The organism is Massilia eburnea (assembly GCF_050709955.1).
Taxonomy (GTDB): domain Bacteria; phylum Pseudomonadota; class Gammaproteobacteria; order Burkholderiales; family Burkholderiaceae_D; genus Rugamonas; species Rugamonas eburnea_A.
On sequence record NZ_JBNZFX010000029.1, the window covers coordinates 98,095 to 119,293 of the forward strand.

General features: G+C 65.8%; 19 protein-coding genes and 5 pseudogenes. 11 read left to right on the plus strand and 13 right to left on the minus strand.

The genetic code is table 11. From position 1 onward, the window contains the following. Window positions 1-8: 8 nt before the first annotated feature. Window positions 9-773, plus strand: coding sequence for an alpha/beta fold hydrolase (locus tag ACQ4MM_RS15365; protein ID WP_431478158.1), 765 nt, complete (start codon window positions 9-11; stop codon window positions 771-773). Here the strand turns inward: ACQ4MM_RS15365 and ACQ4MM_RS15370 are convergent. Next, entirely contained in the window at window positions 754-1,311 is a 558-nt protein-coding gene (locus ACQ4MM_RS15370; protein WP_431478159.1) for a hypothetical protein, read from the minus strand. The two genes, ACQ4MM_RS15365 and ACQ4MM_RS15370, sit on opposite strands and share 20 nt — an antisense overlap. Window positions 1,312-1,414: 103 nt before the next feature. Between ACQ4MM_RS15370 and ACQ4MM_RS15375 the strand changes: the two are divergent. From ACQ4MM_RS15375 to ACQ4MM_RS15395, 5 genes and pseudogenes are all read left to right on the plus strand, one after another. Next, window positions 1,415-2,117: pseudogene (locus ACQ4MM_RS15375) on the plus strand (M15 family metallopeptidase); the annotation flags it as partial. A gap of 146 nt (window positions 2,118-2,263) precedes the next feature. Then, window positions 2,264-3,421: a type VI secretion protein IcmF/TssM N-terminal domain-containing protein gene (locus ACQ4MM_RS15380; RefSeq protein WP_431478160.1), complete on the plus strand. Its 1,158-nt coding sequence runs from the start codon at window positions 2,264-2,266 to the stop codon at window positions 3,419-3,421. Continuing rightward, a complete protein-coding gene (locus ACQ4MM_RS15385; protein WP_431478161.1) occupies window positions 3,418-4,074 on the plus strand; it encodes an ImcF-related family protein in 657 nt (218 codons plus the stop codon). Before ACQ4MM_RS15380 ends, ACQ4MM_RS15385 begins: the two co-directional genes overlap by 4 nt. After that, on the plus strand, window positions 4,049-4,420 hold the full coding sequence (locus ACQ4MM_RS15390) for an ImcF-related family protein (protein ID WP_431478162.1): 372 nt from the start codon (window positions 4,049-4,051) through the stop codon (window positions 4,418-4,420). The genes ACQ4MM_RS15385 and ACQ4MM_RS15390 overlap by 26 nt, the downstream gene beginning before the upstream one ends. A 150-nt stretch (window positions 4,421-4,570) precedes the next feature. Beyond that, window positions 4,571-5,199 (plus strand): annotated as a pseudogene (locus ACQ4MM_RS15395) (tRNA-uridine aminocarboxypropyltransferase). Here ACQ4MM_RS15395 and ACQ4MM_RS15400 read toward each other — a convergent pair. From ACQ4MM_RS15400 to ACQ4MM_RS15410, 3 genes are read right to left on the minus strand one after another with little or no spacing between them, the layout of a single operon-like run. Then, the gene (locus ACQ4MM_RS15400) at window positions 5,192-5,377 is read right to left on the minus strand and encodes a hypothetical protein (RefSeq protein WP_431478163.1); all 186 of its coding nucleotides are present in this window, start codon (window positions 5,375-5,377) and stop codon (window positions 5,192-5,194) included. The pseudogene ACQ4MM_RS15395 and the gene ACQ4MM_RS15400 sit on opposite strands and share 8 nt — an antisense overlap. Next, the gene (locus ACQ4MM_RS15405; protein ID WP_431478164.1) at window positions 5,346-5,480 is read right to left on the minus strand and encodes a hypothetical protein; all 135 of its coding nucleotides are present in this window, start codon (window positions 5,478-5,480) and stop codon (window positions 5,346-5,348) included. The genes ACQ4MM_RS15400 and ACQ4MM_RS15405 overlap by 32 nt, the downstream gene beginning before the upstream one ends. Before the next feature lies 1 nt (window position 5,481). Beyond that, a complete protein-coding gene (locus ACQ4MM_RS15410) occupies window positions 5,482-6,279 on the minus strand; it encodes a hypothetical protein (RefSeq protein WP_431478165.1) in 798 nt (265 codons plus the stop codon). Between the two features lie 53 nt (window positions 6,280-6,332). Here ACQ4MM_RS15410 and ACQ4MM_RS15415 point away from each other — a divergent pair, with 53 nt between their 5' ends. Then, window positions 6,333-6,614 (plus strand): hypothetical protein, encoded by a 282-nt coding sequence (locus tag ACQ4MM_RS15415; RefSeq protein WP_431478166.1) that lies wholly within the window; start codon window positions 6,333-6,335, stop codon window positions 6,612-6,614. Here the strand turns inward: ACQ4MM_RS15415 and ACQ4MM_RS15420 are convergent. From ACQ4MM_RS15420 to ACQ4MM_RS15440, 5 genes and pseudogenes are all read right to left on the minus strand, one after another. After that, a complete protein-coding gene (locus ACQ4MM_RS15420) occupies window positions 6,594-6,854 on the minus strand; it encodes a hypothetical protein (protein ID WP_431478214.1) in 261 nt (86 codons plus the stop codon). The two genes, ACQ4MM_RS15415 and ACQ4MM_RS15420, sit on opposite strands and share 21 nt — an antisense overlap. Beyond that, entirely contained in the window at window positions 6,803-7,465 is a 663-nt protein-coding gene (locus tag ACQ4MM_RS15425) for a hypothetical protein (protein ID WP_431478215.1), read from the minus strand. The genes ACQ4MM_RS15420 and ACQ4MM_RS15425 overlap by 52 nt, the downstream gene beginning before the upstream one ends. Next, window positions 7,401-7,835 (minus strand): annotated as a pseudogene (locus ACQ4MM_RS15430) (Hsp70 family protein); the annotation flags it as partial. The gene ACQ4MM_RS15425 and the pseudogene ACQ4MM_RS15430, both read right to left, overlap by 65 nt. 217 nt (window positions 7,836-8,052) lie before the next feature. After that, window positions 8,053-9,905: pseudogene (locus ACQ4MM_RS15435) on the minus strand (Hsp70 family protein). Then, window positions 9,902-10,476, minus strand: a pseudogene (locus ACQ4MM_RS15440) (DUF2760 domain-containing protein). Before ACQ4MM_RS15440 ends, ACQ4MM_RS15435 begins: the two co-directional pseudogenes overlap by 4 nt. A 123-nt stretch (window positions 10,477-10,599) precedes the next feature. Between ACQ4MM_RS15440 and ACQ4MM_RS15445 the strand changes: the two are divergent. After that, window positions 10,600-11,766, plus strand: coding sequence for a PA0069 family radical SAM protein (locus tag ACQ4MM_RS15445; RefSeq protein ID WP_431478167.1), 1,167 nt, complete (start codon window positions 10,600-10,602; stop codon window positions 11,764-11,766). Between the two features lie 161 nt (window positions 11,767-11,927). Here ACQ4MM_RS15445 and ACQ4MM_RS15450 read toward each other — a convergent pair whose 3' ends face one another. Both ACQ4MM_RS15450 and ACQ4MM_RS15455 read right to left on the minus strand, forming a co-directional pair. Further along, complete coding sequence (locus tag ACQ4MM_RS15450; protein ID WP_431478168.1) at window positions 11,928-12,506, minus strand: gamma-glutamylcyclotransferase; 579 nt, start codon at window positions 12,504-12,506, stop codon at window positions 11,928-11,930. A gap of 8 nt (window positions 12,507-12,514) precedes the next feature. Further along, window positions 12,515-13,384 (minus strand): LysR family transcriptional regulator, encoded by an 870-nt coding sequence (locus ACQ4MM_RS15455; protein ID WP_431478169.1) that lies wholly within the window; start codon window positions 13,382-13,384, stop codon window positions 12,515-12,517. 87 nt (window positions 13,385-13,471) lie between these two features. Here ACQ4MM_RS15455 and ACQ4MM_RS15460 point away from each other — a divergent pair, with 87 nt between their 5' ends. From ACQ4MM_RS15460 to maiA, 3 genes are read left to right on the plus strand one after another with little or no spacing between them, the layout of a single operon-like run. Then, window positions 13,472-14,002, plus strand: a complete 531-nt coding sequence (locus tag ACQ4MM_RS15460; RefSeq protein WP_431478170.1) for a VOC family protein — start codon at window positions 13,472-13,474, stop codon at window positions 14,000-14,002. A 25-nt stretch (window positions 14,003-14,027) separates the two neighbouring features. Next, the gene (locus ACQ4MM_RS15465; RefSeq protein ID WP_431478171.1) at window positions 14,028-15,050 is read left to right on the plus strand and encodes a fumarylacetoacetate hydrolase family protein; all 1,023 of its coding nucleotides are present in this window, start codon (window positions 14,028-14,030) and stop codon (window positions 15,048-15,050) included. Next, on the plus strand, window positions 15,047-15,691 hold the full coding sequence (gene maiA / locus ACQ4MM_RS15470) for a maleylacetoacetate isomerase (RefSeq protein WP_431478172.1): 645 nt from the start codon (window positions 15,047-15,049) through the stop codon (window positions 15,689-15,691). The genes ACQ4MM_RS15465 and maiA overlap by 4 nt, the downstream gene beginning before the upstream one ends. Here the strand turns inward: maiA and ACQ4MM_RS15475 are convergent, their stop codons facing one another. Both ACQ4MM_RS15475 and ACQ4MM_RS15480 read right to left on the minus strand, forming a co-directional pair. Beyond that, on the minus strand, window positions 15,692-17,365 hold the full coding sequence (locus ACQ4MM_RS15475; protein WP_431478173.1) for a diguanylate cyclase: 1,674 nt from the start codon (window positions 17,363-17,365) through the stop codon (window positions 15,692-15,694). An 86-nt stretch (window positions 17,366-17,451) separates the two neighbouring features. Beyond that, window positions 17,452-21,129: an ATP-binding protein gene (locus ACQ4MM_RS15480; protein ID WP_431478174.1), complete on the minus strand. Its 3,678-nt coding sequence runs from the start codon at window positions 21,127-21,129 to the stop codon at window positions 17,452-17,454. Between the last annotated feature and the right edge of the window lie 70 nt (window positions 21,130-21,199).

The following is a 21,199-nucleotide window of genomic DNA, read 5'->3' on the forward strand; positions in this document are numbered from 1 at the left end:
AGCCATGCATGCCGATGCTGGAATTGGGTAGCGCGCAACTGCACTATGAGCTGATAGAAGGCGATCCACGCAAACCCTTGCTGGTGTTTCTTCATGAAGGCCTGGGTTGCATCGGCATGTGGAAGGAATTTCCTGAGCGGCTGTGCGCTGGCACCGGTTGTGCGGGACTGGTCTATGACCGCCAGGGTTACGGCCGGTCTTCGCCGCAGCCTGCGCCGCGCAGCATCCATTACCTGCATCAGTTTGCGCTGCTTGAATTGCCGGAAGTGATGGGGCGGCTGGCGCCGGGCCGCGAGCATATCGTTGTGGGCCACTCGGATGGCGGCAGTATTGCGTTGATCTATGCGGCGGCAAGGCCGCAGGGCTTGCGCGGCATAATCACTGCCGCCGCACACGTATTTGTGGAAGACATGACGATCGAAGGCATCCACACTGTGCTGGCGGCGCATAGCGCAGGCAAGATGCGCGCGCTGGCGCGCTATCACGGCAGCAAGGCGGAGCAGGTGTTTTCCTCCTGGGCCGATACCTGGCTGGCGCCGTGGTTCAGGCAGTGGAATATCGAATACCTGCTGCCGGCGATCGCATGTCCTTTGCTGGCGCTGCAGGGTAGCGACGACCATTACGGCTCCGGCGCACAGCTGGATGCCATCGAAGGTGGCACGCCCGGCGCCCGCCAGTTGCTGCTGCCCGGTTGCGGCCATAGTCCCCATATTGAACAGCCCGACGCAACGTTGCAGGCCATGGCGGCGTTCATCAATCCTTTGGCGGGGTAGGCGAAGGGCCCTGCGGCTTGCCATGCTTGAGCATTGCGGCGAGCAGGGTCACGTCTTCGTCGCTCTCCGGTACGTCTGCAGCGGCCTGCTGCCTGCGTGGTGCGCCCGCCACTTTGGCGTGTCGTGGGTGTGCCGGCTTTGAATCCGAGGGTTTGGCAGCCACCTGGCTTGGCGCAGCTGCGGTCGTTACGGCAGCCGGTGCCGGCGTGGGCGCCACAGTGACAATCGTTGCTGCCTGGGATTGCGCGTCCTCCCGGCTTGCGCTGATTGATGCCGGCATCGTCGCAAGCGCGGGGTGCGTTGGCGCTCCTGGGAGCTGTCCAGGCGAAGGGGCGTGCCCACCATTTTGCAGCCACACCCATGCTGCGGCGGCGGTAGCCAGCAGCGTGGCCACTGCCGCAAGGCGTGCACGCTGTGGCGGATCCCACCAGGTCCATTGGGGCGCCGGGGCCGGTACGCTGCCGCCATTCGCCAACCGCGCCAGGATGCGATGGCGGTCATCCCGCAGCGCGGGGCCAGCAAACAAATCCGGCCGCATAAGTCCTCCCAAAGCTTGATTTCGCTCGACCCGTCCGATTGCGGGCCGGCATAGGATTCAAGTGTCGCGTGCCGTATGCGCTTTCGTATTGATGGATCGCACCATGTTGCCATTTATCGTTGCGGGCGTCTTCGTGGTGGCCAGTGCCGCGGGCTGGCTGTTGTTATTTCCACCCAAGCGACGGCCCAGCCGACGCCAGCGGCGCATGCTGCTGATCGGCGCGGGCACTGCGCTGCTGGCCGGCATGCCGCCGTTGCTGGTACGCTTGCTGCGCCCGCAGCAGATGTTGCCGGCATTTGATGACAGCAGCCGCCCGGTCGACCAGCAAATTGCGGCTTTGCTGCAAGGCGAACAACTGGTGCCGCCACCGCCATTGCCGCCATTGGCGTTTTCCACTGCGGAAGTGGAGCTGCTGCGGCCCATGCTGTCGCAGGCCGATCGCGATTGGCAGCGGCTGGACCAGGACTTCGCGCGCCGCCTTGCTGGCGGTGTTCAATGTGATGCGCGAGCGGCACGGCTACGAGATGGCTTTGCTGGAGGGCTACCGCAGCCCGGAACGCCAGGACAGGCTGGCCGCGACCGGAAGTCATGTCAGCAACGCACGCGCCTTCCAGAGCTTCCACCAATTCGGGCTGGCCGCGGATTGTGCCTTTGTTCGAGAAGGCAGGCTGGTGATCAGCGAACGCGATCCATGGGCGATGCGCGGCTACCAGTTGTATGGCGAGGCTGCGGAAGCGGTGGGCATGGTGTGGGGAGGGCGCTGGACCATGATGGACTTTGGCCACGCTGAATTGCGCACACACGGCAACACGGGCTTGAGGCGGCTCAAGAGGTTCACTGCGGCTTGGTGGCAACATCGGCCAACCTGCCTCCCTTTTCCAGCACATCATGCTGCAACGAACCTGGTACCCTGCTCACCGACAGGCGCACCCTGAACCTACTAGCCTGTGCATTGCTGGCCGGGCTGTTCTTGCTCGGCGCCGAATTCCTGCAAATTGCGCTGGTGTGGGCGGTCGCCGGCATCGCGGCCGCCGCCGTGCTGGCGCTGGCGGTATGGGGCAGACGCCGCTACCTTGCGCATCGGCGTGAAGCCGGGCCGGAAGCGCCGGCCGACACACGCGCCGAAGCCGATCTGGATGCGGTGCGCGGCGCGATGCTGGAGGCGGTCGGCACGATCAGGAACTCGCGCCTTGGACGGGCAAGCGGAGCGCGCGCCTTGTATGAACTGCCGTGGTATATGGTGATCGGCAATCCGGCTGCAGGGAAAAGCAGCGCGATCACGCAGTCCGGACTGCAGTTCCCGTTCGCCGACCCGAAGGCGATCCAGGGCGTCGGCGGAACGCGCCAGTGCGACTGGTTCTTTACGGCGGAAGGCATCCTGCTCGATACCGCCGGCCGCTATGCGGTGCAGGCGGTGGACCGTGAGGAATGGCACGGTTTCCTTGGACTGCTGAAGAAGCACCGGCCACGCGCGCCTATCAATGGCATCGTCATTGCGGTCAGCATCGCCGAGTTGCGCGGCGACGACACGGAGTCGGTGATGCAGCTCGCACGCAGCCTGCGCCAGCGCGTGCAGGACCTGATCGAAAAATTGGAAGTCTTCGCGCCGGTGTACGTCATGTTCACCAAGGTCGACCTGGTAGCCGGCTTTGCCGACTTCTTCATGGATGCGGAGACGACGGAGCGCGAGCGGCCTTGGGGCGCGACCATGCCGTTCAAGCTGAAGGCTGGCTGCCGCGACATGCTGTCATTCTTCGAGCAGAGCTTCGACGAATTGTGCGAAGGACTGCGTGAGATGGGCATCGCTACCATGTCGCAGCGCCGCCGCGAACTGGTGCCTGCCGGCGTGCATACCTTCCCCCCTGGAGTTCGCAGCTTTGAGGGCACCGTTGAAGGCCTTCCTCGCCACGCTGTTCGAAGACAATCCCTTCCAGTTTCGTCCATTGTTCCGGGGCTACTACTTCACCAGTGCGCTGCAGGAGGGGCAGCCACTGTGCGCGCAGTCGCTGCGGGTCGCCCAGCGCTTCGGGCTGACGCGGCCAGCCGATGCCCCGCCCACGTACGGTTCGGCAAACGGGGTATTTCCTGCCTCGGCTATTTCGTGAAGTGATCTTCGCCGACAAGGACCTGGTCTCCCAATACGCGACACGCAAGCAACTGTTGCTGCGCAACGGCGGCTTCGCGTGCGCGATCCTGCTTCTGGGTGCGGCATTGGGTGCCTGGACCTGGTCGTATTCGGGCAATGCGCAACTGCTTGCCAACGCGGCGGGGGACTTGGACAAGGCGCTCAAGCTGCAGGCGCAACGCCCCGACCTGCAATCACGCCTTGAGGCGCTGCAGCTGCTGCAAGAGCGCATTGAACAACTGGATAAGCTGGATCGCGAGTCGCCCTGGTTGCTGGGCATGGGCCTGTACCAGGGCGATGCGCTGGGCCGCAAGCTGCGCAGCGAATACTTCAAGGGCATGGGCGAAATCCTGCTCAAGCCTGTTGCGGCCAGTCTGGAAACGCAATTGTTCGCTCTTGGCCAGCGCGAAGGCGGCAATGTCGAGGACTCCTATAACGCGCTGAAAACCTACCTGATGCTGGCCGATAAGTCGCATGCCGAGACCGGCCACCTGGGCGACCAGCTCACGCGCCACTGGCGCAGTTGGCTGGAGACCAATCGCGGCGCCATGCCGCGCGAGCAGCTGCTGCGCAGCGCGGAAGGCCTGCTGGCGTTCTACCTTTCGCAGCTGAATGATTCGGCCTGGCCAACGCCTTGAACCCAAGCTTGCGATGGTCGATGCGGCGCGCGACCAGTTGCGGCAAGTAGTGCGCGGCATGACAGCGCGCGAGCGCATCTATGCCGACATCAAGGCGCGCGCCAGCACGCGCTATCCAGCCATCTCGGTGGCGCGCGTTGTCGGCGAACAGGATCGCGAGCTGGTGCAGGGCAGCCATGCCGTATCCGGCGCTTTCACGCGCGAAGCGTGGGAAGGATATGTCCGCGCCGCGATCCGCGAGGCAGCCCACAATGCGCTGCCAATCGAGCGACTGGGTGCTGAAAACGGCGGAGCGTACCGACCTGACGCTGGAGGGCAGCCCCGAGCAGGTGCAAAAAGGCGCTGACCGATGCCTACCTGGCCGACAAGGCCGCCGATTGGGGCGAACTGGCGCTGCACGAGTGGCTGCGTGCCGTAATCAAGGACCCAGCGCAGATCGCGCAACTGGACGAGTTGCTTGGGGCTGCCCCCGCAAGCCTAGTGTATGATCCGCGGCATGAATACCCTGCCGCGGCGACCCAAGTGCGCCACCTGCCTGCGCCCGGTCGCCACCTGCATCTGCCACTGGGCGGCGCCGGTGGCGAGCGCGGTCGAAGTCCTGCTCCTGCAGCACCCGATGGAAGTGGAAAACGCCAAGGGCAGCGCGCGCTTGCTGCACCTTTGCCTGCCCGGCAGCCGCATCGAAGTCGGCGAGCAGTTTGATGAAGCGGCGTTGCGCGCCATGCTGGGCGCAGGTGGCCGCCATCCGGTCCTGCTATACCCCGACACGCCCGGCGACCGCTCACTCGGCATCGCCGCGCCGCCGCCATTCAGCGCCACGCTGGCGCCCGAGCATTTTCAACTGGTGGTGCTGGACGCCACCTGGCGCAAGAGCCGCAAGATGCTGTACCTGAATCCGGCCCTGCAAGCCTTGCCGCGACTGCCGCTGCGCGATACGCCGCCATCGCATTACCTGATCCGCAAGGCCCACGCACCCCGACCAGCTTTTCGACGCTGGAAGCGGCCTGCTACGCGCTGGCGCAGCTGGAGCGTGACGAGCATCGCTACGACCGCGTCATCGCGGCTTTCGACGGTTTCGTCGCGCAGCAGCAAGCGCAGGCCGCGCGCGGCAGCGCTGCTAGCTGAGAAGCTTCAGGCCCGGCGGCAGCGCTTCGCCCAGCATGCGCTGCTCGCTGGCCTGGTCGAGCTGGACGACGTCGCGCACCATCTCGGGCCAGCTTGGCGGTGCGCCGGCGGCCTGTAGCCGTTGCACTACTTCGGCGCGCAAGGCATCATTGATATCGCGTGAGCGGTCGCCGGTCATGCGCGCCAGGTGCGCGGCGGCGAAGCCTGCCGGTTCGACCCTTGCGCCAGTCCAGCAGCATCACTGCCTGCAGCCAGTGCTCCACCGTTTCGACCGGCGCCACGTCATGCGCGCTGCCGTGGAATGGCCTGCGCGCAGCCGACCCTGCCCAGCGCCCACAGGTAGCGGGTCTGGACGGCCAGGCTTTTCGCCTTCGGCATCTCGCCCACCATCCAGTTGCCGATTTCGGCCTTGTAGGCCGAAGGAATTCGTTCCAGCGAGGCGCCCAGGCGCAGCATGTCCCTCTTCGCTGCCGTTGACCAGGGTGACGGGACGGCGTCCGCGTTCGCCGGGCGTCGGCCTGCAGGTTGAAGGCGAAATCGTCCAGGAGGCGCAGTTGTGCAGTTGGCGGCAGGTCGCCCCGATACGCGTCGCCACAGCGTCCACCATTCGGCGCAAACCTGATTGTCCTTGTGGTGCTGCACGCCGGTTTCGAAAATCGCCCAGAGCTGTTCGATGCGCCATTCGTCCAGGGTGTGGCCGAAACCCGGGCGCAGGCAGTAGCCGGCCAGATTCATCCAGGTTCGCTCATGTTCCGCCGAGCGGCGGCGGCCCTTGGCGCGCTCCATCAAGGCGTCGAACAGGCGGCGCAATACCGGCGTGGCCCAGCGCTCGCGGCTTCCGAGCAGGTGCTCGAGCTGGCCGCGTAGCTGGCGTACTTCCTTGGCGTCCACTTGCAGGGCGCGGCTGCCGAAGATGCGGTCGATTTTTTCCAGCGCATCAGGCAGGCGCGCCGGCAGGGCGGGCTCGGTTGCCGCATCGGAGCCGGCACTCCCGCCGTCGGCATCGCTCGCATCGTCCGCAGCATGTTCGCGCAGCTGGAATTCGAGCTGCCAGCGTTGGCCATGGCCTTCGCAATGCACTTCCAGGGTGCCCGACTTCGGTCAGCGAGGCGGCCAACTGCACGGTGATTTCCTTGCGCGCGTTGGCATCCTTGCTGTCGCGCAGGACGGTGGCGATGGCAGGCAGCGCGGTCAATTCGTCGGGCGCGAGGTCGGCGACGTCGCCCGCTTTGCGGCGCCACCGCATCGGCCAGCGTGGTGGCGATGTGGAAGCGCACCGGGCGCCCGAGCCGCAAGGCACAAGCTGCGTTCGTCCAGGCGCACTTCGAGGGCCGCTTGCCGTGCCGCGCGGCAGCAGGCAAACAGCGCGCCGCGTGACGCCAGGTGCGCGCACGTTATCGAGCAGCAGCCAGTAACTGCGCGGGGGAACCGCCTGCAATCGCGGGCGCCAGGCCTTGCCGGCTAAGCGCATAAGCCACGCCGCCCCTTGCGACCGCGACATCTGGATCGTCGTTATGCAGCACGCGCACCGGCTGGCCGCGCCATGCCCTCAGGGTGCTGGTCAAACGCTCGGCCAGCTTGGCTGCACGGAACACGCCGCCGTTCAGCAGCAGCGTGTCGGGGATTGGCAGCTTGCCGTCGTCCGGCAGTCCCAACGCCTGGCGCGAAGAGCAGCCGCGTGCTGGCGCAGGAAGCTGGCCAGGTGGCGCGTAACGGCCGGATCGCTGGCATAGGGCAGGCCGAATTCCACGATACCGCCACGTTTGGCCTGCGCCGGTTGCTGCGCTTCGTTGAGGGGGAAGAAGCCGTCCAGCACAATGCGTTCGACGTCTTCGCGCTGCAGTGTGATGGAACGGCTGCCGCCAATCAGTTTCGAGCCTGAGCCGAGCAAGGTTACGCCGACCTGCGCGGGCGCGTCGGCTGCCAGCAAGGTCTCCTTGGCGGCCCGGCAGCGCTCCGTCAATTGCGCGAGGCGGGCTGCGGACAAGCGCTGCGGCGCGGCCGCGCCCATGGCGTCGCCGGCGTGGCCGGTGTCGGCGGCCAGGCGCTGCTCGGCCAGGTGCGCCAGCGCCAGGTCCATATTGTCGCCGCCGAGGATCAGGTGGTTGCCGACGCCGATGCGCGTCAGTTGCGGCTCGCCGCCGGCCATCTCCACCCTTGACCAGTGTGAAGTCGGTAGTGCCGCCGCCGACGTCGGCCACCAGCACCAGCCGCGCCTCGGCCAGTTCCTGCGCCAGCGAAGCACGATGGCGATACAGCCAGTCATACAAAGCCGCTTGCGGCTCCTCCAGCAGCCGCAAAGCAGGCAGGCCGGCCATGCGCGCAGCTTGCAGCGTGAGCGCACGCGCGCCTTCGTCGAAGGATGCGGGAACAGTCAGCACGACTTGCTGTTGCTGCAGGGGCGCGGAGGGGAAGCGCGTATCCCAGGCTGCCCGCAAATGCGCAAGATAGCTCGCGCTGGCCGCAAGCGGCGACACGCGCGCCACATCGTCCGATGCGCCCCACGGCAGGATCGGCGCCATGCGGTCGACGCCGGTATGCGACAGCCAGCTCTTGGCGCTGGCCACCAGTCGCCCCCGGCACCTGGCCACCGAGCTTGCGCGCCAGGCGGCCGAGCACAGCGCCAGGCGCTGCATCCGCCACGGCCGGTTCCGGCCACGGCAACTGCAGCTCGCCCCGCGGCAAATTCGCCGGCAGCAGGATGATAGCGGGAAGAGGGCAGCAGCACTGCGCTGCCAACTTCGCCCGGCGCGGTGAGCTGCTCAATGTCGAACAACTGCACGTCGCCGCCCGGCGCGGCATAAGCCAGTACCGAGTTGGTGGTGCCCAGGTCGATGCTGACCAGGTATTGCGTCATTGGCCTTCGCCGCTGCCGCGCACGTCGAATTCGACTTTCCAACGCTGGCCATCCTGCGCCACGGCCAGCAGTTCCAGCGTGCCGGACTCGCTGGCGTAAGCATGCAGGCGCACCTGCACCACCTCGCCAACCGAGCGGCCTTCCGGCGACAAGGTGGCCTGGATTTCGTTCAGCTCAAGCAGTTCGTCCGGTCCCCCAGAAATCGAGCACGCTGCCAATCTGGTCGTGGCGGCGCACCGAGGAGCCGAAGAAGCGGAAGTGCACCGGCTCGCCGACCACCAGGCCGAATTCCTGCCCAGGCAATTCCAGCTCGCTGCCTTCTTCCATGCCGAACGGTGCCACGCACAGCGCCTGGATCGGCGGCTCGATGCCGGGAATGGCCGGCATCGACGATTCCACCGCAACGTAATAGGAACGCGCGGTGCCGCCGCGAATCCGCACGCCGGCGCCGCGCCGCACGTAGCTGTAGTAAGCCGCGCCGCGCGCGACAGCCAGGTCCAGGTCAGCGCCGCCCAGCATGCGAGCCGCTTCGGGCGCCTTCCATATACAGCCAGTCGTTGATGGTTTCCATCACGCGATTGGCCAGCAGTTCGGACTTGAATACGCCGCCGTTGAACAGCACCGCGCTTGGATGCAGGAAGCTATGCGCCGGGTTGAGCGCCGAAGCCTTCCAGTTCCGCCGTAGCGCCAGCCTGGCGCGCCAGGAAGGCTGCCAGGTGCCGGGTGATCGCGGCGTCCTGCGCGTAAGGCAGGCCAAGCTGGGTCAGGCCGGCGCGGGCACGCACGGCCGGGCGCGCGGCCGCTTCCACTTTCGGGAAGAAGCCGTCGGTGATGAAGGTCGTGACTTCGGCGCGCGTCAATTCGGTGCGGATCGAGCCGCCGATCAGTTTCGAGCCGCGGCTTGGCACCACGATCGGCCAGGTTTCCGCTTGCGCATTGGCCAGCAGGTTCTCCTTGGCAGCGCGGCAGCCGTAGGTCAGCGCGCGCATCTGCCAGGCGTCGAGCTGGCTGCCGTTTGCCGCCAGTTTGCGCGCCACCAGGTGGGCCAGCGCCAGGTCCCATATTGTCGCCGCCCAGCAGGATATGGTCGCCCACGGCCACACGGTGCGGTTCCAGCTTGCCATCGCGCTCGAGGATGGCAATCAGCGAAAAGTCGCTGGTGCCGCCGCCCACGTCCACTACCAGGATGATGTCGCCCGGCTTGACTTCCTTGCGCCAGCGGCCGTCGCTGTTCTGGATCCAGCTGTACAGTGCCGCTTGCGGCTCTTCCAGCAAGGTGACGTTCTCGTAACCGGCAGCACGCGCCGCTTCGGCGGTGAGTTCGCGCGCGGCCGGGTCGAACGAGGCGGGGATGGTGACCGTGACCGCCTGCTGCGTGAAAGGCGCGTCGGGATGGGCGTGATCCCAGGCGGCGCGCAGGTGTTTCAGGTAGCGCGTCGAGGCTTCCAGCGGCGACACGCGCGACACTTCTTCCGGCGCGTCATGCGGCAGGATGGCGGCACGGCGATCCACGCCAGGGTGGCACAGCCAGCTCTTGGCGCTCGATACCAGGCGGATCGGCGTGGTGGCGCCGCGGCTGCGGGCCATCTCGCCGGTCACTGCCGGCTGTGACGCGGCATCAGCCCAGGGCAGGGCCAGCTCGCCGGCGGCCAGTTCGTCCGGATGCGGCAGGTAGAGAAAACTTGGCAGCAGCGGCAGTTCTTCCACCGTGCCCGGTGCGGTGAGCTGGGGGCACGCCCAGCACGCCGTGCCTGGTCTGTTCGCCCTCGCTGCCGGCCAGTTCAACATACGACAGCGCGCTGTGGGTGGTGCCAAGGTCGATGCCGATGGCAAAACGCGGGTCGCTCACAGTTCCACCTCGGCCGGTGCCAACACCTTGGCGTCATGCGCTTCCGCCAGTTTCGGCAGGCGCACGCTGGAGGCACGCCAGCCGCGATGGCTCAGGGTGCCGGTGAACGGCGCCTTGCCGACCACATTGCCGGTCAGCCGCACGGCGGCGGCATCGAAGCCTTCCGGCAGGGTCACCCGGCTGCCTTCCGCTTCGCTGCGGACGGCGTCGATGGTGAAGTGTTCGCGCAGCACCTTGGAGCAGCCTTCATGCACCACGCGGGCGGCAGCGCCAATGTCGGCGTCGGAATAGCCGGACAGGTTTTCCTGCGTGAAGTCGATCAGGCGTGCTTCGCGCTGGAACAGCGACAGCAGTTGCAGTGCGGCGTCAGGCGTGGCTTCGCGCAGGGGCGCGGCGGCTGGAGCCGGGGCAGGGGTTGAAACTGGTGCCGGGGCCGCAGCCGCCGCGGGGGCCGACGCCGTCGTCGCGCACAGCGCGCGGCAAATTCGGCATCGCCGAGGGTTTTGAAAAAGGCGCCAATGGCGAGGGAAATCCGGCTGCCAAAGGAGGGCAGATTGTTCGATTTGCTCATGTTATTGCTCTTTGAATGTGGGGGTATCCCGGAGAAGTGCGCATGATACCAGCTTGGCTTGCGGGCGCGGCGCGGGCGGTTTAGAATACTGTACAAACATACAGTAGTGTATCGAGGTGCGCCATGCACGACCATGAATTCGAAGGGCAGGTGATGCTGCCGCCGCAATCGCTCAAAGCCAAAAAAGGGCGCGGTGCGGTATCAAATATGCAAGGAAGGTACGAATTGCAGGCGCGCGAGGCGTTCGATGATGGCTGGGCGCCAGAACCGGACGATGCCGAGGCCGAACTGCTTCCGCCGCGCACCATCGTCACTGCGGAAACCGCCAAGACCATCCTCACGCGCAACCAGTCGCCCGATATCCCGTTCAATGTCTCGCTGAATCCATATCGCGGCTGCGAGCATGGCTGCATCTATTGTTTTGCCCGCCCATCGCACAGCTATCTCGGCTTGTCGCCAGGCCTGGATTTCGAAACCAGGCTGTTCGCCAAGGTGAATGCGCCGGAATTGCTGCGCGCGGAATTGTCCAAGCCGGGTTATGCAGTGGAGTCGCTCGCGCTGGGCGTGAATACCGACGCCTACCAGCCCTGCGAACGCGAATACCAGCTGACGCGGCGCGTGCTGCAGGTGCTGGCCGAGTGCAACCACCCGGTGGGCCTGATCACCAAGTCCTCACTGATCGAGCGCGACATCGACATCCTTGCGCCAATGGCTGCGCGCAACCTGGCCGCCGCATCGATTACCATCACCACGCTGGACAGCAAGATCGCGCGCACGCTGGAGCCGCGCGCTGCCGCACCTGCTCGCCGGCTGCGCACGATTGAAACGCTGGCCAAGGCCGGCATTCCGGTTGGCGTCAGCATCGCACCGATTATTCCCTTCGTCACCGAGCCCGATATCGAAAAGATCATGTGCGCCGCGCGCGACGCCGGCGCCGTGATGGCGACTTACGTCGTGCTGCGCCTGCCGTGGGAAGTCAGCCCGCTGTTCAAGGAATGGCTGGAAGCGCATTTCCCCGATCGCGCCGAGCGCGTGATGAACCGGGTCCGCGACATGCGCGGCGGCAAAGACTATGAAGCTGAGTTCGGCTCACGCATGCGCGGCGAAGGCGTATGGGCTGACCTGATCCAGCAGCGCATCGAAAAAGGCATCACCCGCTTCGGCTTTCATGGCCGCCACAGCAAATTCCGCTCCCTCGACTGCAGCCAGTTCAAGCGCCCGGACTACATTCCACCCTCGGGCGCCCGCGCCCGCGCCGCTGCCCAAGCCGGGCAGCTGGATCTGTTTTAAGACCAGCCCGCCTTTCAGCGCGCGCAGCGGGTGACCGGTGCGACGCTGTCGCGGACTACTACTGAAAGCTACTGAAACAACTACTGAAAACTACTGAAAATCGGCCTTTTAGGCTCTGGTAGCGCTCCAATGGGGAAAATTTCAGTAGCTTTCAGTAGTAGTCACCGAGGGGGCGCGGAGCAGAGTAGCGCCAGGTGGCTTTCGATCGCGTGAACGTGCTCATCATGATGGCCCATCTCGCGCAAGGCGGCGGCCAGGTTCAGCAGGTATTCGATGTTGGGGCCGCTTGGCCCCGAGGCGGAAGCGATGTGGCGGGCGATTTCTGCAACCGGTGCATCGCCCAGCCATGCGGCGTTGTCGGCTGCCGCAATGTAGATCAATCCTTCCTCTACGCCGCCGGCTTCGAAGTGGATCTCGATCGCCACGCGCAGGTAGCCGTTTTTTTCGCGGTGGTCGAGGTGCGCGAATTCTTCCGGCGTGACGAGGTAAGCCATGCCGTGGCAAACCGCTTTCTCGGCAGGAACCAAGGTCGCGACCCGCCCCGGCGCCTGCGGCGTGCCGCGATGATCGTGCGAGCCTTGCCAGAAGCGGCGCGACCAGCCGAAGATATGCGCCGGCCGGCGCTCGATGAAAGGAAAATCCGCCTTGTAAATCAGCGAGCCATAGCCGAACAGCCACACCTGGTGGTGGCCGTCGAATTTGTCCATAGCCTGGTTGGCTTCAATCGTATTATGCGACATGCGGCAAATTATAGGGAATACTCGCCAAGCATGCTGATGAAGCGTTCCGCAGCGGGGGAGGGCGTACGGGAGGTCTTGGTGTAAATGAAGAATTTGCGCTTGAGTTCCGGCTCCACCAGCGGGCGCATTTCCAGCCCGTAGCGGCGCACCATCGGTGCCGCATACGGCAGGCAAGCGGTGATGCCGAGTCCTTCCGCCACCATGGCCAGCGCGGTCGTCATGAAGGTCACTTCGTTATACGGCGCCAGCGTGGTCATGTCGCGCAGCAACCGTTCGGTGAACTGGCCCTGCAAGGCAATGAAGGGATGCTGGTTGACTTCCGCCCAGGCGACGGTGCGCCGCGCAGCCAGCGGGTGGGCGGGCGGAAAGACCACCACGAACGGCATCTCGAACAGCAGCTGCGCATCGACTTCGCTTGTCACGTCGCGTTCCGGGCCGATGCCGACATCCACTTCGCCGCTCACCACACGCGCCGCCACATTGTCGACCGGGCAGTCGACCAGTTGCACCTGCACGTCGGGGTACGAGGCGCGGAAGGCCCCGATCACCTGGGGCAGCAAGGTACAAGCCATCATCTGCGGCGCGGCGACCCGCACCATGCCCTTCTTCAAAGCCTTGCGGCTGGCGATATCGGCCATCGCGCCATCCAGGTCCTGCAGCATCTTGTCGAACAGCGGATAGAGCTCGCGCCCGACCTCCGACAGCTGCACGCGCCGCGTATTGCGCTCAACCACTTTCACGCCCAGCAGCTGCTCCAGTTCCTTGATCTGGCCGGACAGGGCGGACTGGGTGACATGCAGCAGGTCGGCGGCGGCAGTGAAGCTGCCGGTGCGGGCGACAGTGACCAGGGCACGCATCTGGCGAACGGTTGGACTCATCAGAAAAACTAATAAATGGACGTGAAAATACCGTTTGTATGATAGCTGAAACAAGTGTTTAATGGCGGAATACAAAGGAGCCCTGCCATGAAAATCAAGCAAATCCACCACGTTGCCTACCGCTGCAAAGACGCCAAGGAAACCGTCGAGTGGTACGTCAAGCACCTGAATATGAACTTCGTGCTGGCCATCGCGGAGGATGAAGTGCCGTCAACCAAGGCCCCCGACCCTTACATGCACGTATTCCTGGATGCAGGACAGGGCAACATCCTGGCCTTCTTCGAGCTGCCGACCCAAAAAGAGATGGGGCGCGACGAAAATACCCCGGCCTGGGTGCAGCACCTGGCGCTGGAAGTGGCCTCGATGGACGAGCTGCTGGCCGCCAAGGAGCGCCTGGTCGCTGCCGGCATCGAGGTGCTGGGCCCGGTCAACCACACCATCTTCAAGTCGATCTACTTCTTCGACCCCAACGGTCACCGCCTGGAACTGGCGGCCAATATCGGCACCCCCGAAATGATGCAAAAGCTCGACGAAGTGAAATGGGAAATGCTGGAAGAATGGTCTAAAACGAAAAAGGCGCCCAAGCACGCAGCCTGGATGCACGCAGCGCAAGAATAATAAAGATTCAAAGCGAAGGAATCACATGAAATTAGCCTCCCTGAAAGACGGCAGCCGCGACGGCCGCCTGGTGGTCGTGAGCCGCGACCTGAAATCCTGCCAGCCGGTACCTAACATCGCCGCCACCATGCAGCATGCGCTGGACAACTGGGACGTCGCCGCGCCGCAGCTCAAACAGATCTACGCCCTGCTGAACCAGGGCAGCGCATCCGGCGCACAGGCTTTCGAGGAAAGCCTGTGCCACTCGCCGCTGCCGCGCGCCTACCAGTGGGCCGACGGCTCCGCCTACATCAACCACGTGGAGCTGGTGCGCAAGGCCCGCAATGCGGAGGTGCCGGCATCGTTCTACAGCGACCCGCTGATGTACCAGGGCGGCTCCGACAGCTTCGTCGGCCCGCGCGACCCGGTGTTCGCGCTGGACGAAGCCTGGGGCATCGACCTGGAGGCGGAAGTGGCCGTCATCACCGGCGACGTGAAGATGGGCGCCAGCGACGTCGATGCGGCCCAGGCAATCCGCCTGGTCATGCTGGTCAATGACGTTTCGCTGCGCAACCTGATCCCGAACGAACTGGCAAAGGGCTTCGGCTTCTTCAACTCCAAGCCTGCCAGCGCCTTCTCGCCGGTGGCCGTGACGCCGGAAGAACTGGGCAAGGCATGGCAGGACAACAAGCTGCACCTGCCGCTGCTGGTGCAGATCAACCGCCAGCCGTTCGGCAAGCCGAATGCCGGCGAAGACATGACCTTCAACTTTGCCCAGCTCGTTGCGCACGCCGCCAAGACGCGCGAACTGTGCGCCGGCACCATCATCGGCTCCGGCACCGTGTCGAACAAGCAGGGCAACCTGCACGGCTCCAGCATCGCCAACGGCGGCGTGGGCTATTGCTGCCTGGCCGAAGTGCGCATGTACGAAACCATCGAGAGCGGCAAGCCGCAGACCGGCTTCCTGCAGTTCGGCGACACCGTGCGCATCGAGATGCACGACGCGCAGGGCAAGTCCATCTTCGGCGCGATCGACCAGACCGTGCGCAATTACGGGGAACGTGAATGAAGCTCTATACCTACTTCCGCAGCTCGGCCGCCTACCGCGTCCGCATTGCGCTGAACCTGAAAGGCCTGGCGTATGAAGCGCTGCCGGTGCATTTGCTGCGTGACGGCGGCGAGCAGCTGGCGCCGGCGTATCGCGATGTGAATCCGGCCGGCCTGGTGCCGGCGCTGGAGGACAACGGCATCGTGCTGACCCAGTCGCTGGCCATCATGGAATACCTGGAAGAGGTGCACCCGATGGTGCCGCTGCTGCCGCAAGACGCCGTGGGACGCGCCCGCGTGCGAGCGCTGGCGCAGACCGTCGCTTGCGATACCCATCCGCTGATGAACCTGCGCGTGCTCAAGCACATCAAGGGTCCGATGGGCCTGAGCGAAGAGCAGAAGATGGATTGGTACTACCACTGGATGGGCGAGGGCATGCAGGCGTTCGAAGCCCACCTGGAGCGCGACGGCGACGTCGGACGTTTCTGCTATGGCGATACGCCGACCATTGCCGATTGCTGCCTGGTGCCGCAGGTGTACAACGCGCAGCGCTTCAATATCGACCTGGCGCCCTATCCGAATGTGGCGCGCATCGCAGCAAATTGCGCGGACCTGCCGGCGTTCAAGGCTGCCCATCCTTCCGCGCAGCCGGACGCGGAGTAATCAGAACTGCACGACGCGGTTGCGTCCTTCCTTCTTGGCACGGTACAGCGCCTTGTCGGAGCGCACCAGCAAGGAGGAGGGCGTATCCGGCGTGCCATGCGCATTGGCCTGCGCTACGCCGATACTGATCGTCAGCTCCACCTCGGCCCCGCACTCAGTGCGCAGCCGCAAGCCTGCCGCCTGTTCACGCAGGCGCTCCGCCGCATGCATGGCCACTGCGATATGCGTCTCCGGCATCAGCAGCACGAATTCCTCGCCGCCGAAGCGCGCTACCAGATCGACCGCACGCAGGTTGGCCGTCAGCAGGGTCGCGGTCTGGACGATCGCCTGGTCGCCTACCTCGTGGCCGTAGGTGTCGTTGATGCGCTTGAAGTGGTCGATGTCGACCATCAGCAGCGACAATGGATGATGGAAGCGCCGCGCGCGTTCCAGTTCCTGGGCGATCTGCTCCGTCATCTTGCGCCGGTTGGCGATGCCGGTCAGCGGGTCGGTACTGGCCAGCTGTTCCAGCTTGCGATTGGCCTGCAGCAGTTCCAGCGTGCGTTGCAGGATGCGCTCCTCCAGGTTGCTGCGCTCGGCCGCCAGTTCGGACGTGGCCCGGCGCCGCGAGCGCAGCGACAGCACCAGCGCGCTAATCAGCATGCCCTCGAAGACGATCAGCGCGCCGGCCGTGACGATCTGCCAGCGGTACAACTGCCACACATTGTGCGGGCGATTCAATATCACAGCGTCCTGCGGAATATTGCGCAAGCCGGCCTGGCGCGCGGTCGGGTAATCGAAGTAATAGCCCTGCACCTGGCTGGTCATGGCCGGCTGGCCGAGCAGCAGGCGCGCCATCATGCGGCCCACCGCTTCTGCGCTGACGACATAGCCGCCCACCACGCCAGGCATCACCAGCGATTCGGAATGGGTAAACAGCGGCGCTTTGGTCGCGGCCGAAATCTGCAGCGCCAGTTCGCGCGGCTGGATGCGCGCGCTGCCTTCGCCGCGCAGCGATGTCAGCATGAAGATCGCGCTGCCGCGCTCCAGGCGCGCGGCACGCCGGCGCAATTCATCCACGTCGCCATCGTCCCAGATCTCAAAACGGATGCCGGGGAAGCGCGGCGCCACGTTGCGGATGCGGTCCAGCCAGAGCTGGCAGCGCGCAGTCTTGTCGCCGACGATGGCGATATGCCGCACATTCGGCGCCACCAGCGGAATCACCCCGATCGCCCGCCCGAAATCGGAGCTCACCTCATAGCCCATGCCATCGCGCGGCTGCCACTGGTCGCGCCCATGATTGACGTAGTGGCGCGGCACGCCGGCAAACAATTCCGGATGGCTGGCCAGGAAGTGCGCCGCGACGAAATTCTCGGTCACGATGGCGTCGAATTTGAGGCCGGCGTACTTGGTGGCGAGGTAGGGCGCCATGCCTTCCTGCGATTTGTCTTCGCCGACGCGGTTGGCGTCGAAGCGCTCCTCGAAAATGGCCGGCGTGGCGCCCTGGCTGCTGCGTTCCAGTTCGTCGTACAGGCCCTTGTGTACCAGCCTTTGCCAGGCCGAGGAGGAATCGGCGCCAAGCGAGTACAGCACCAGCACGCGCCGCTCGTCTGCCAGCGCGTGGCTGCAGGCGCTGGCAAGCCATACGACGGCGGCCAGGCGCAGCAATGTTTGTCGGTAGAGGCGGGGGCGCATAGGGGAAACGAGTGTAGCACGCTGGCGTGTAACTTAATTTCCCTGAAAGAAACTATCGTGGCAGTTTTGCAACGCTGGCGGCGGATTTAATCGGCCAGCAGCGAGTAAAGCTGGGCCGGCGTGATCGGCTTGACAAGATGGATGGCGAAACCGGCGGCCCGCGCCCGCGCCTGGTCCGCCGGCTGGCCATAGCCGGACAAGGCCACCAGCCGCGTATTGTCAAAACCGGGCCGGCGCCGCAATTCGGCCGCCAGCTCATAGCCGTCCATGCCGGGCAGGCCGATGTCGAGGATGGCCAGGTCGGGCACGAAGCTGGCGCTGGCGCGCAGCGCGCTGGCAGGGTCGCCCACCGCCTGCACTTCATGGCCGCCGACTTCCAGCAAAGCGCGCAAGCCTTGCAGTACGTCCTGGTTATCGTCCACCAGCAGCACGCGGCGCGGCGTGACGCTCGCCAGGTGACCCGGCGCGGCGCCCAGCGCGGGCGCGCTTGCCGGCGCGCTGGCCTGCGGCAGGCGGATGGTGAATTCGCTGCCGGCGTCAACCCCGGCGCTGTGCGCCTCGATTTCGCCGCCATGCAGCTGCACCAGGCTGCGGGCGATCGCCAGGCCCAGTCCCAGGCCGCCGCGCGAGCGGTCCAGCGATTGCGGCGCCTGCACGAATTTGTCGAACAGGTGCGGCAGCATGTCGGCGCCGATGCCGATGCCGGTATCGCGTACCTTGATCACGACCCGGCCCTGGGCGGCTGTCGCCTGCACCAGGATATGGCCGCCCAGGTTGGAATACTTGGCCGCATTGGTCAGCAGGTTGACCATTACCTGCACAAAGCGCATCGGGTCGGCATCGATTGCCAGTCCCTGCGCCGGCACCTCCAGCTCCAGGGTCTGCTGGCGTTCCTCCAGCAGGCCGCTGACGGTTTCCAGCGCCTGCGCCAGCAGCTTGGCCAGCTCGACACGCTCCAGCCGCAGCGCGATCTTGCCCTGGGCGATGCGCGCCACGTCCAGCAGGTCGTCCACCAGGCGCACCAGGTGGTGCGCCTGGCGCTCGATGGCGGCATGTTCGCGCGCCAGCCCGCCAAGGCCCTTCAGCCGCATCAGCTCCAGCGCGATCAGGATCGGCGACAGCGGGTTGCGCAGCTCGTGCCCCACCATGGCCAGGAAATCGTCCTTGGTGCGGTTGGCCAGTTCGGCATCGCGCCGCGCGCGCACCAGTTCCGTCACCTCGAAAGCCACGATGGCGACACGGTCCACTTCACTGCGCGCGTTGCGCACCGGCTGGTGCACGTAATCGAAATAGCACTCCTGCAAGCCGCCGTCGCGCTTCAGCATGACGCGGCGCGCCTTGCCGGTGACCGGCTGGCCGCTCGCCAGCGCCAGTTCCATTTCCTCCAGCATGCCCTGGCCCTCCAGCTCGGGGAAGGCGCGCCGCATCGGCAAGCCGATCAGCGCGCGCTGCCAGCTCAGTTCCACAAAGCGGTCGTTGGCCAGCTCAAAGCACAGGTCGGGGCCGCGCACGATGGCGATCGCGGCCGGCGCCTGCTGGAAGGTGCTGGCCATGCGCGCCATATGGGCGCGTTCGGCCTGGCGGATGCGCGCCCGCATCAGTTGCGAGTCGACGCGCGTCAAAAGTTCGCGGGCGGAGAAGGGCTTGACCAGATAGTCGTCGGCGCCGGCATTGACGCCTTCGATGCGCGCTTCTTCGCCGGCGCGGGCCGACAGCAGCAGCACCGGCACGTCGTGCAGGGCCGGCTCGGCGCGCATGGCGGCGATCAGGCCAAAGCCATCGAGCTCCGGCATCATCACGTCGGACACCACCAGGTCCGGCAGCTCGCGGCCCATGGCCTGCAGCGCTTCGCGGCCGTTGGCGGCGGTGCCGACGTGCCAGCGCTGGCGCAGCAGGCGTGCCAGGTAGTCGCGCATGTCGGCGTTGTCGTCCACCACCAGCACGCGCGCGCCCAGCGTCAGCACGCTGTCGTCGCCGCTCAGGTCGAGGAAGGGTTCCTCGCTGTCCTGTTCCGGCAGCCAGCGCTGCGCTTCCAGGCGGAACGCTTCGCGTATCTCGCTGGTGTCGGCATCAGCGTGGTCGCTCAATTGGTCGTCGCGCAGGTGGCTGTGGCCGAGCGGCAGCGTGATGGAGAAGGTGCTGCCCGCACCCGGCGTGCTTTCCAGCTCGATGCGCCCGTGCAGCAGTTCCACCAGGTCGCGCACCAGCGCCAGGCCGATGCCGGAACCCTCGTGGGTGCGCGAGCGCGCGCCTTCGACGCGGCGAAAACGCTCGAAGATGCGTTGCTGCTGCTGGCCCGATATGCCGACGCCGGTGTCGCTGACCGACAGCACGGCCGACTGGCCCTGCTGCCGCAACCTGACTGTGATGCCGCCCTCAAAAGTGAACTTGAAGGCGTTGGACAGCAGGTTCAGAACGATTTTCTCGAACAGTGCGATATCGACCCAGGCGCCGGTTTCGATCTCTTCGCAGTCGACTGCCAGGGTCAGGCCCGCGCTCTCGAGCACGGAGCGGAAACCGCTGGCCAGGTCGCGGGTAAGGGCGGCCAGGTCGACCCGGGCATAGCTGGCGTGCATGCGGCCGGCCTGTACGCGTGAGAAATCGAGCAGGGTGTTGACCAGTTTTTGCAGGCGCAGGGCGTTGCGCTGCGCCAGCCGCAGGCGCTCGTGATGCACCGCCGGCAGGCGGCTGGCGCTGTCGTTCAAGGCCTCTTCGATGGGACCGAGCAGCAGCGTCAGCGGCGTGCGGAATTCGTGGCTCACGTTGCTGAAGAATGCGGTCTTGGCGCGGTCCAGTTCGGCCAGTGCTTCGGCGCGCTGGCGCTGCTCGGCCGCGGCGCTGGCGTTCTGCACCGCGGCCGACAATTGGCCGGCCACCAGCTCGCAGAAGGTGCGGTATTCGGCATCGAGCTGGCGCGCCGGGCTGATGCCCAGCACCAGCACGCCGTCGGTGATCGGCAGGGCCAGTGCGGCCCGCACTTCTTGCCCGGCCAGGCCGCGCGGCAGGCCCGGCACGCCGGCGGTGGCCAGCGTCACCGGCTCGCCGCCTGCCAGCACCTGGCTGACCGGCCACAGCGCAAGCTCGCAAGCCTGCTCGGCCACGTGCGCGGTTTGCTGCAGGCGCAGGGTGTCGCCGGCGCGCTTGAGCAGCAGGGCGAAAGGGATGTCCGCCGGGTTCTCGGCGATGGTGTGCATGGCGGTGGCGCAGGCGCTGGCCACGTCCTGTTCGCGCAGGGCGCTGGCCGACAGGGTCGACAGCGCGGCCAGGCGGCGCGCGTTCAGGCGCGTGTCGGTGGTGTCGGTGGACGGGCAGAACAGGCCGCCCACTGCGCCGGCTTCGTTGAAGATCGGGCTGTACGAGAACGAATACCAGACTTCCTCGACCCAGTCGCCGCGGTTCATGAACAGCTGCACCGCATCGACATAACTGGGCTCGGCGCGCTGGAACACCTTGTCGGCCAGCGGGCCGCAGAAGTGCCAGATCTCGGCCCAGACTTCCTGCGCCGGCCGGCCCAGCGCCCACGGGTGCTTGGCCGCGCCCAGCACATCGATATAGGCATCGTTGTAGAGAAAGGTGGCGTGCGGGCCCCAGCCGATCCAGATCGGGTGGCTCGAGTTGAGCATCAGGTTGACGGTCGTGCGCAGGCTTTGCGGCCAGGCTTCGAGCGGTCCGAGCGGCGTGGAAGACCAGTCGAAGGCCGCAATCTGCTGGCCTAAGGCGCCTGGGGAAGCTAGGAACTGCAGGCCTTCCGGTTTGTTTGTCACACGGTTCTCTGGCTGTAATTTTTAGTTATTCTGCACTGTACGAAACTTGAACGGCGCACACAAGTGTCCG

What these genes read in the sequence shown, in the direction of transcription:
- ACQ4MM_RS15365 (WP_431478158.1), top strand. Translation starts at nt 9, where the DNA reads ATGCCGATGCTGGAATTGGGTAGCGCGCAACTGCACTATGAGCTGATA.
- ACQ4MM_RS15370 (WP_431478159.1), bottom strand. Translation starts at nt 1,311, where the DNA reads ATGCGGCCGGATTTGTTTGCTGGCCCCGCGCTGCGGGATGACCGCCAT.
- ACQ4MM_RS15390 (WP_431478162.1), top strand. Translation starts at nt 4,049, where the DNA reads ATGATTCGGCCTGGCCAACGCCTTGAACCCAAGCTTGCGATGGTCGAT.
- ACQ4MM_RS15400 (WP_431478163.1), bottom strand. Translation starts at nt 5,377, where the DNA reads ATGACCGGCGACCGCTCACGCGATATCAATGATGCCTTGCGCGCCGAA.
- ACQ4MM_RS15425 (WP_431478215.1), bottom strand. Translation starts at nt 7,465, where the DNA reads ATGACTGGCTGTATCGCCATCGTGCTTCGCTGGCGCAGGAACTGGCCG.
- ACQ4MM_RS15445 (WP_431478167.1), top strand. Translation starts at nt 10,600, where the DNA reads ATGCACGACCATGAATTCGAAGGGCAGGTGATGCTGCCGCCGCAATCG.
- ACQ4MM_RS15450 (WP_431478168.1), bottom strand. Translation starts at nt 12,506, where the DNA reads ATGTCGCATAATACGATTGAAGCCAACCAGGCTATGGACAAATTCGAC.
- ACQ4MM_RS15455 (WP_431478169.1), bottom strand. Translation starts at nt 13,384, where the DNA reads ATGAGTCCAACCGTTCGCCAGATGCGTGCCCTGGTCACTGTCGCCCGC.
- ACQ4MM_RS15460 (WP_431478170.1), top strand. Translation starts at nt 13,472, where the DNA reads ATGAAAATCAAGCAAATCCACCACGTTGCCTACCGCTGCAAAGACGCC.
- ACQ4MM_RS15465 (WP_431478171.1), top strand. Translation starts at nt 14,028, where the DNA reads ATGAAATTAGCCTCCCTGAAAGACGGCAGCCGCGACGGCCGCCTGGTG.
- maiA (WP_431478172.1), top strand. Translation starts at nt 15,047, where the DNA reads ATGAAGCTCTATACCTACTTCCGCAGCTCGGCCGCCTACCGCGTCCGC.
- ACQ4MM_RS15475 (WP_431478173.1), bottom strand. Translation starts at nt 17,365, where the DNA reads ATGCGCCCCCGCCTCTACCGACAAACATTGCTGCGCCTGGCCGCCGTC.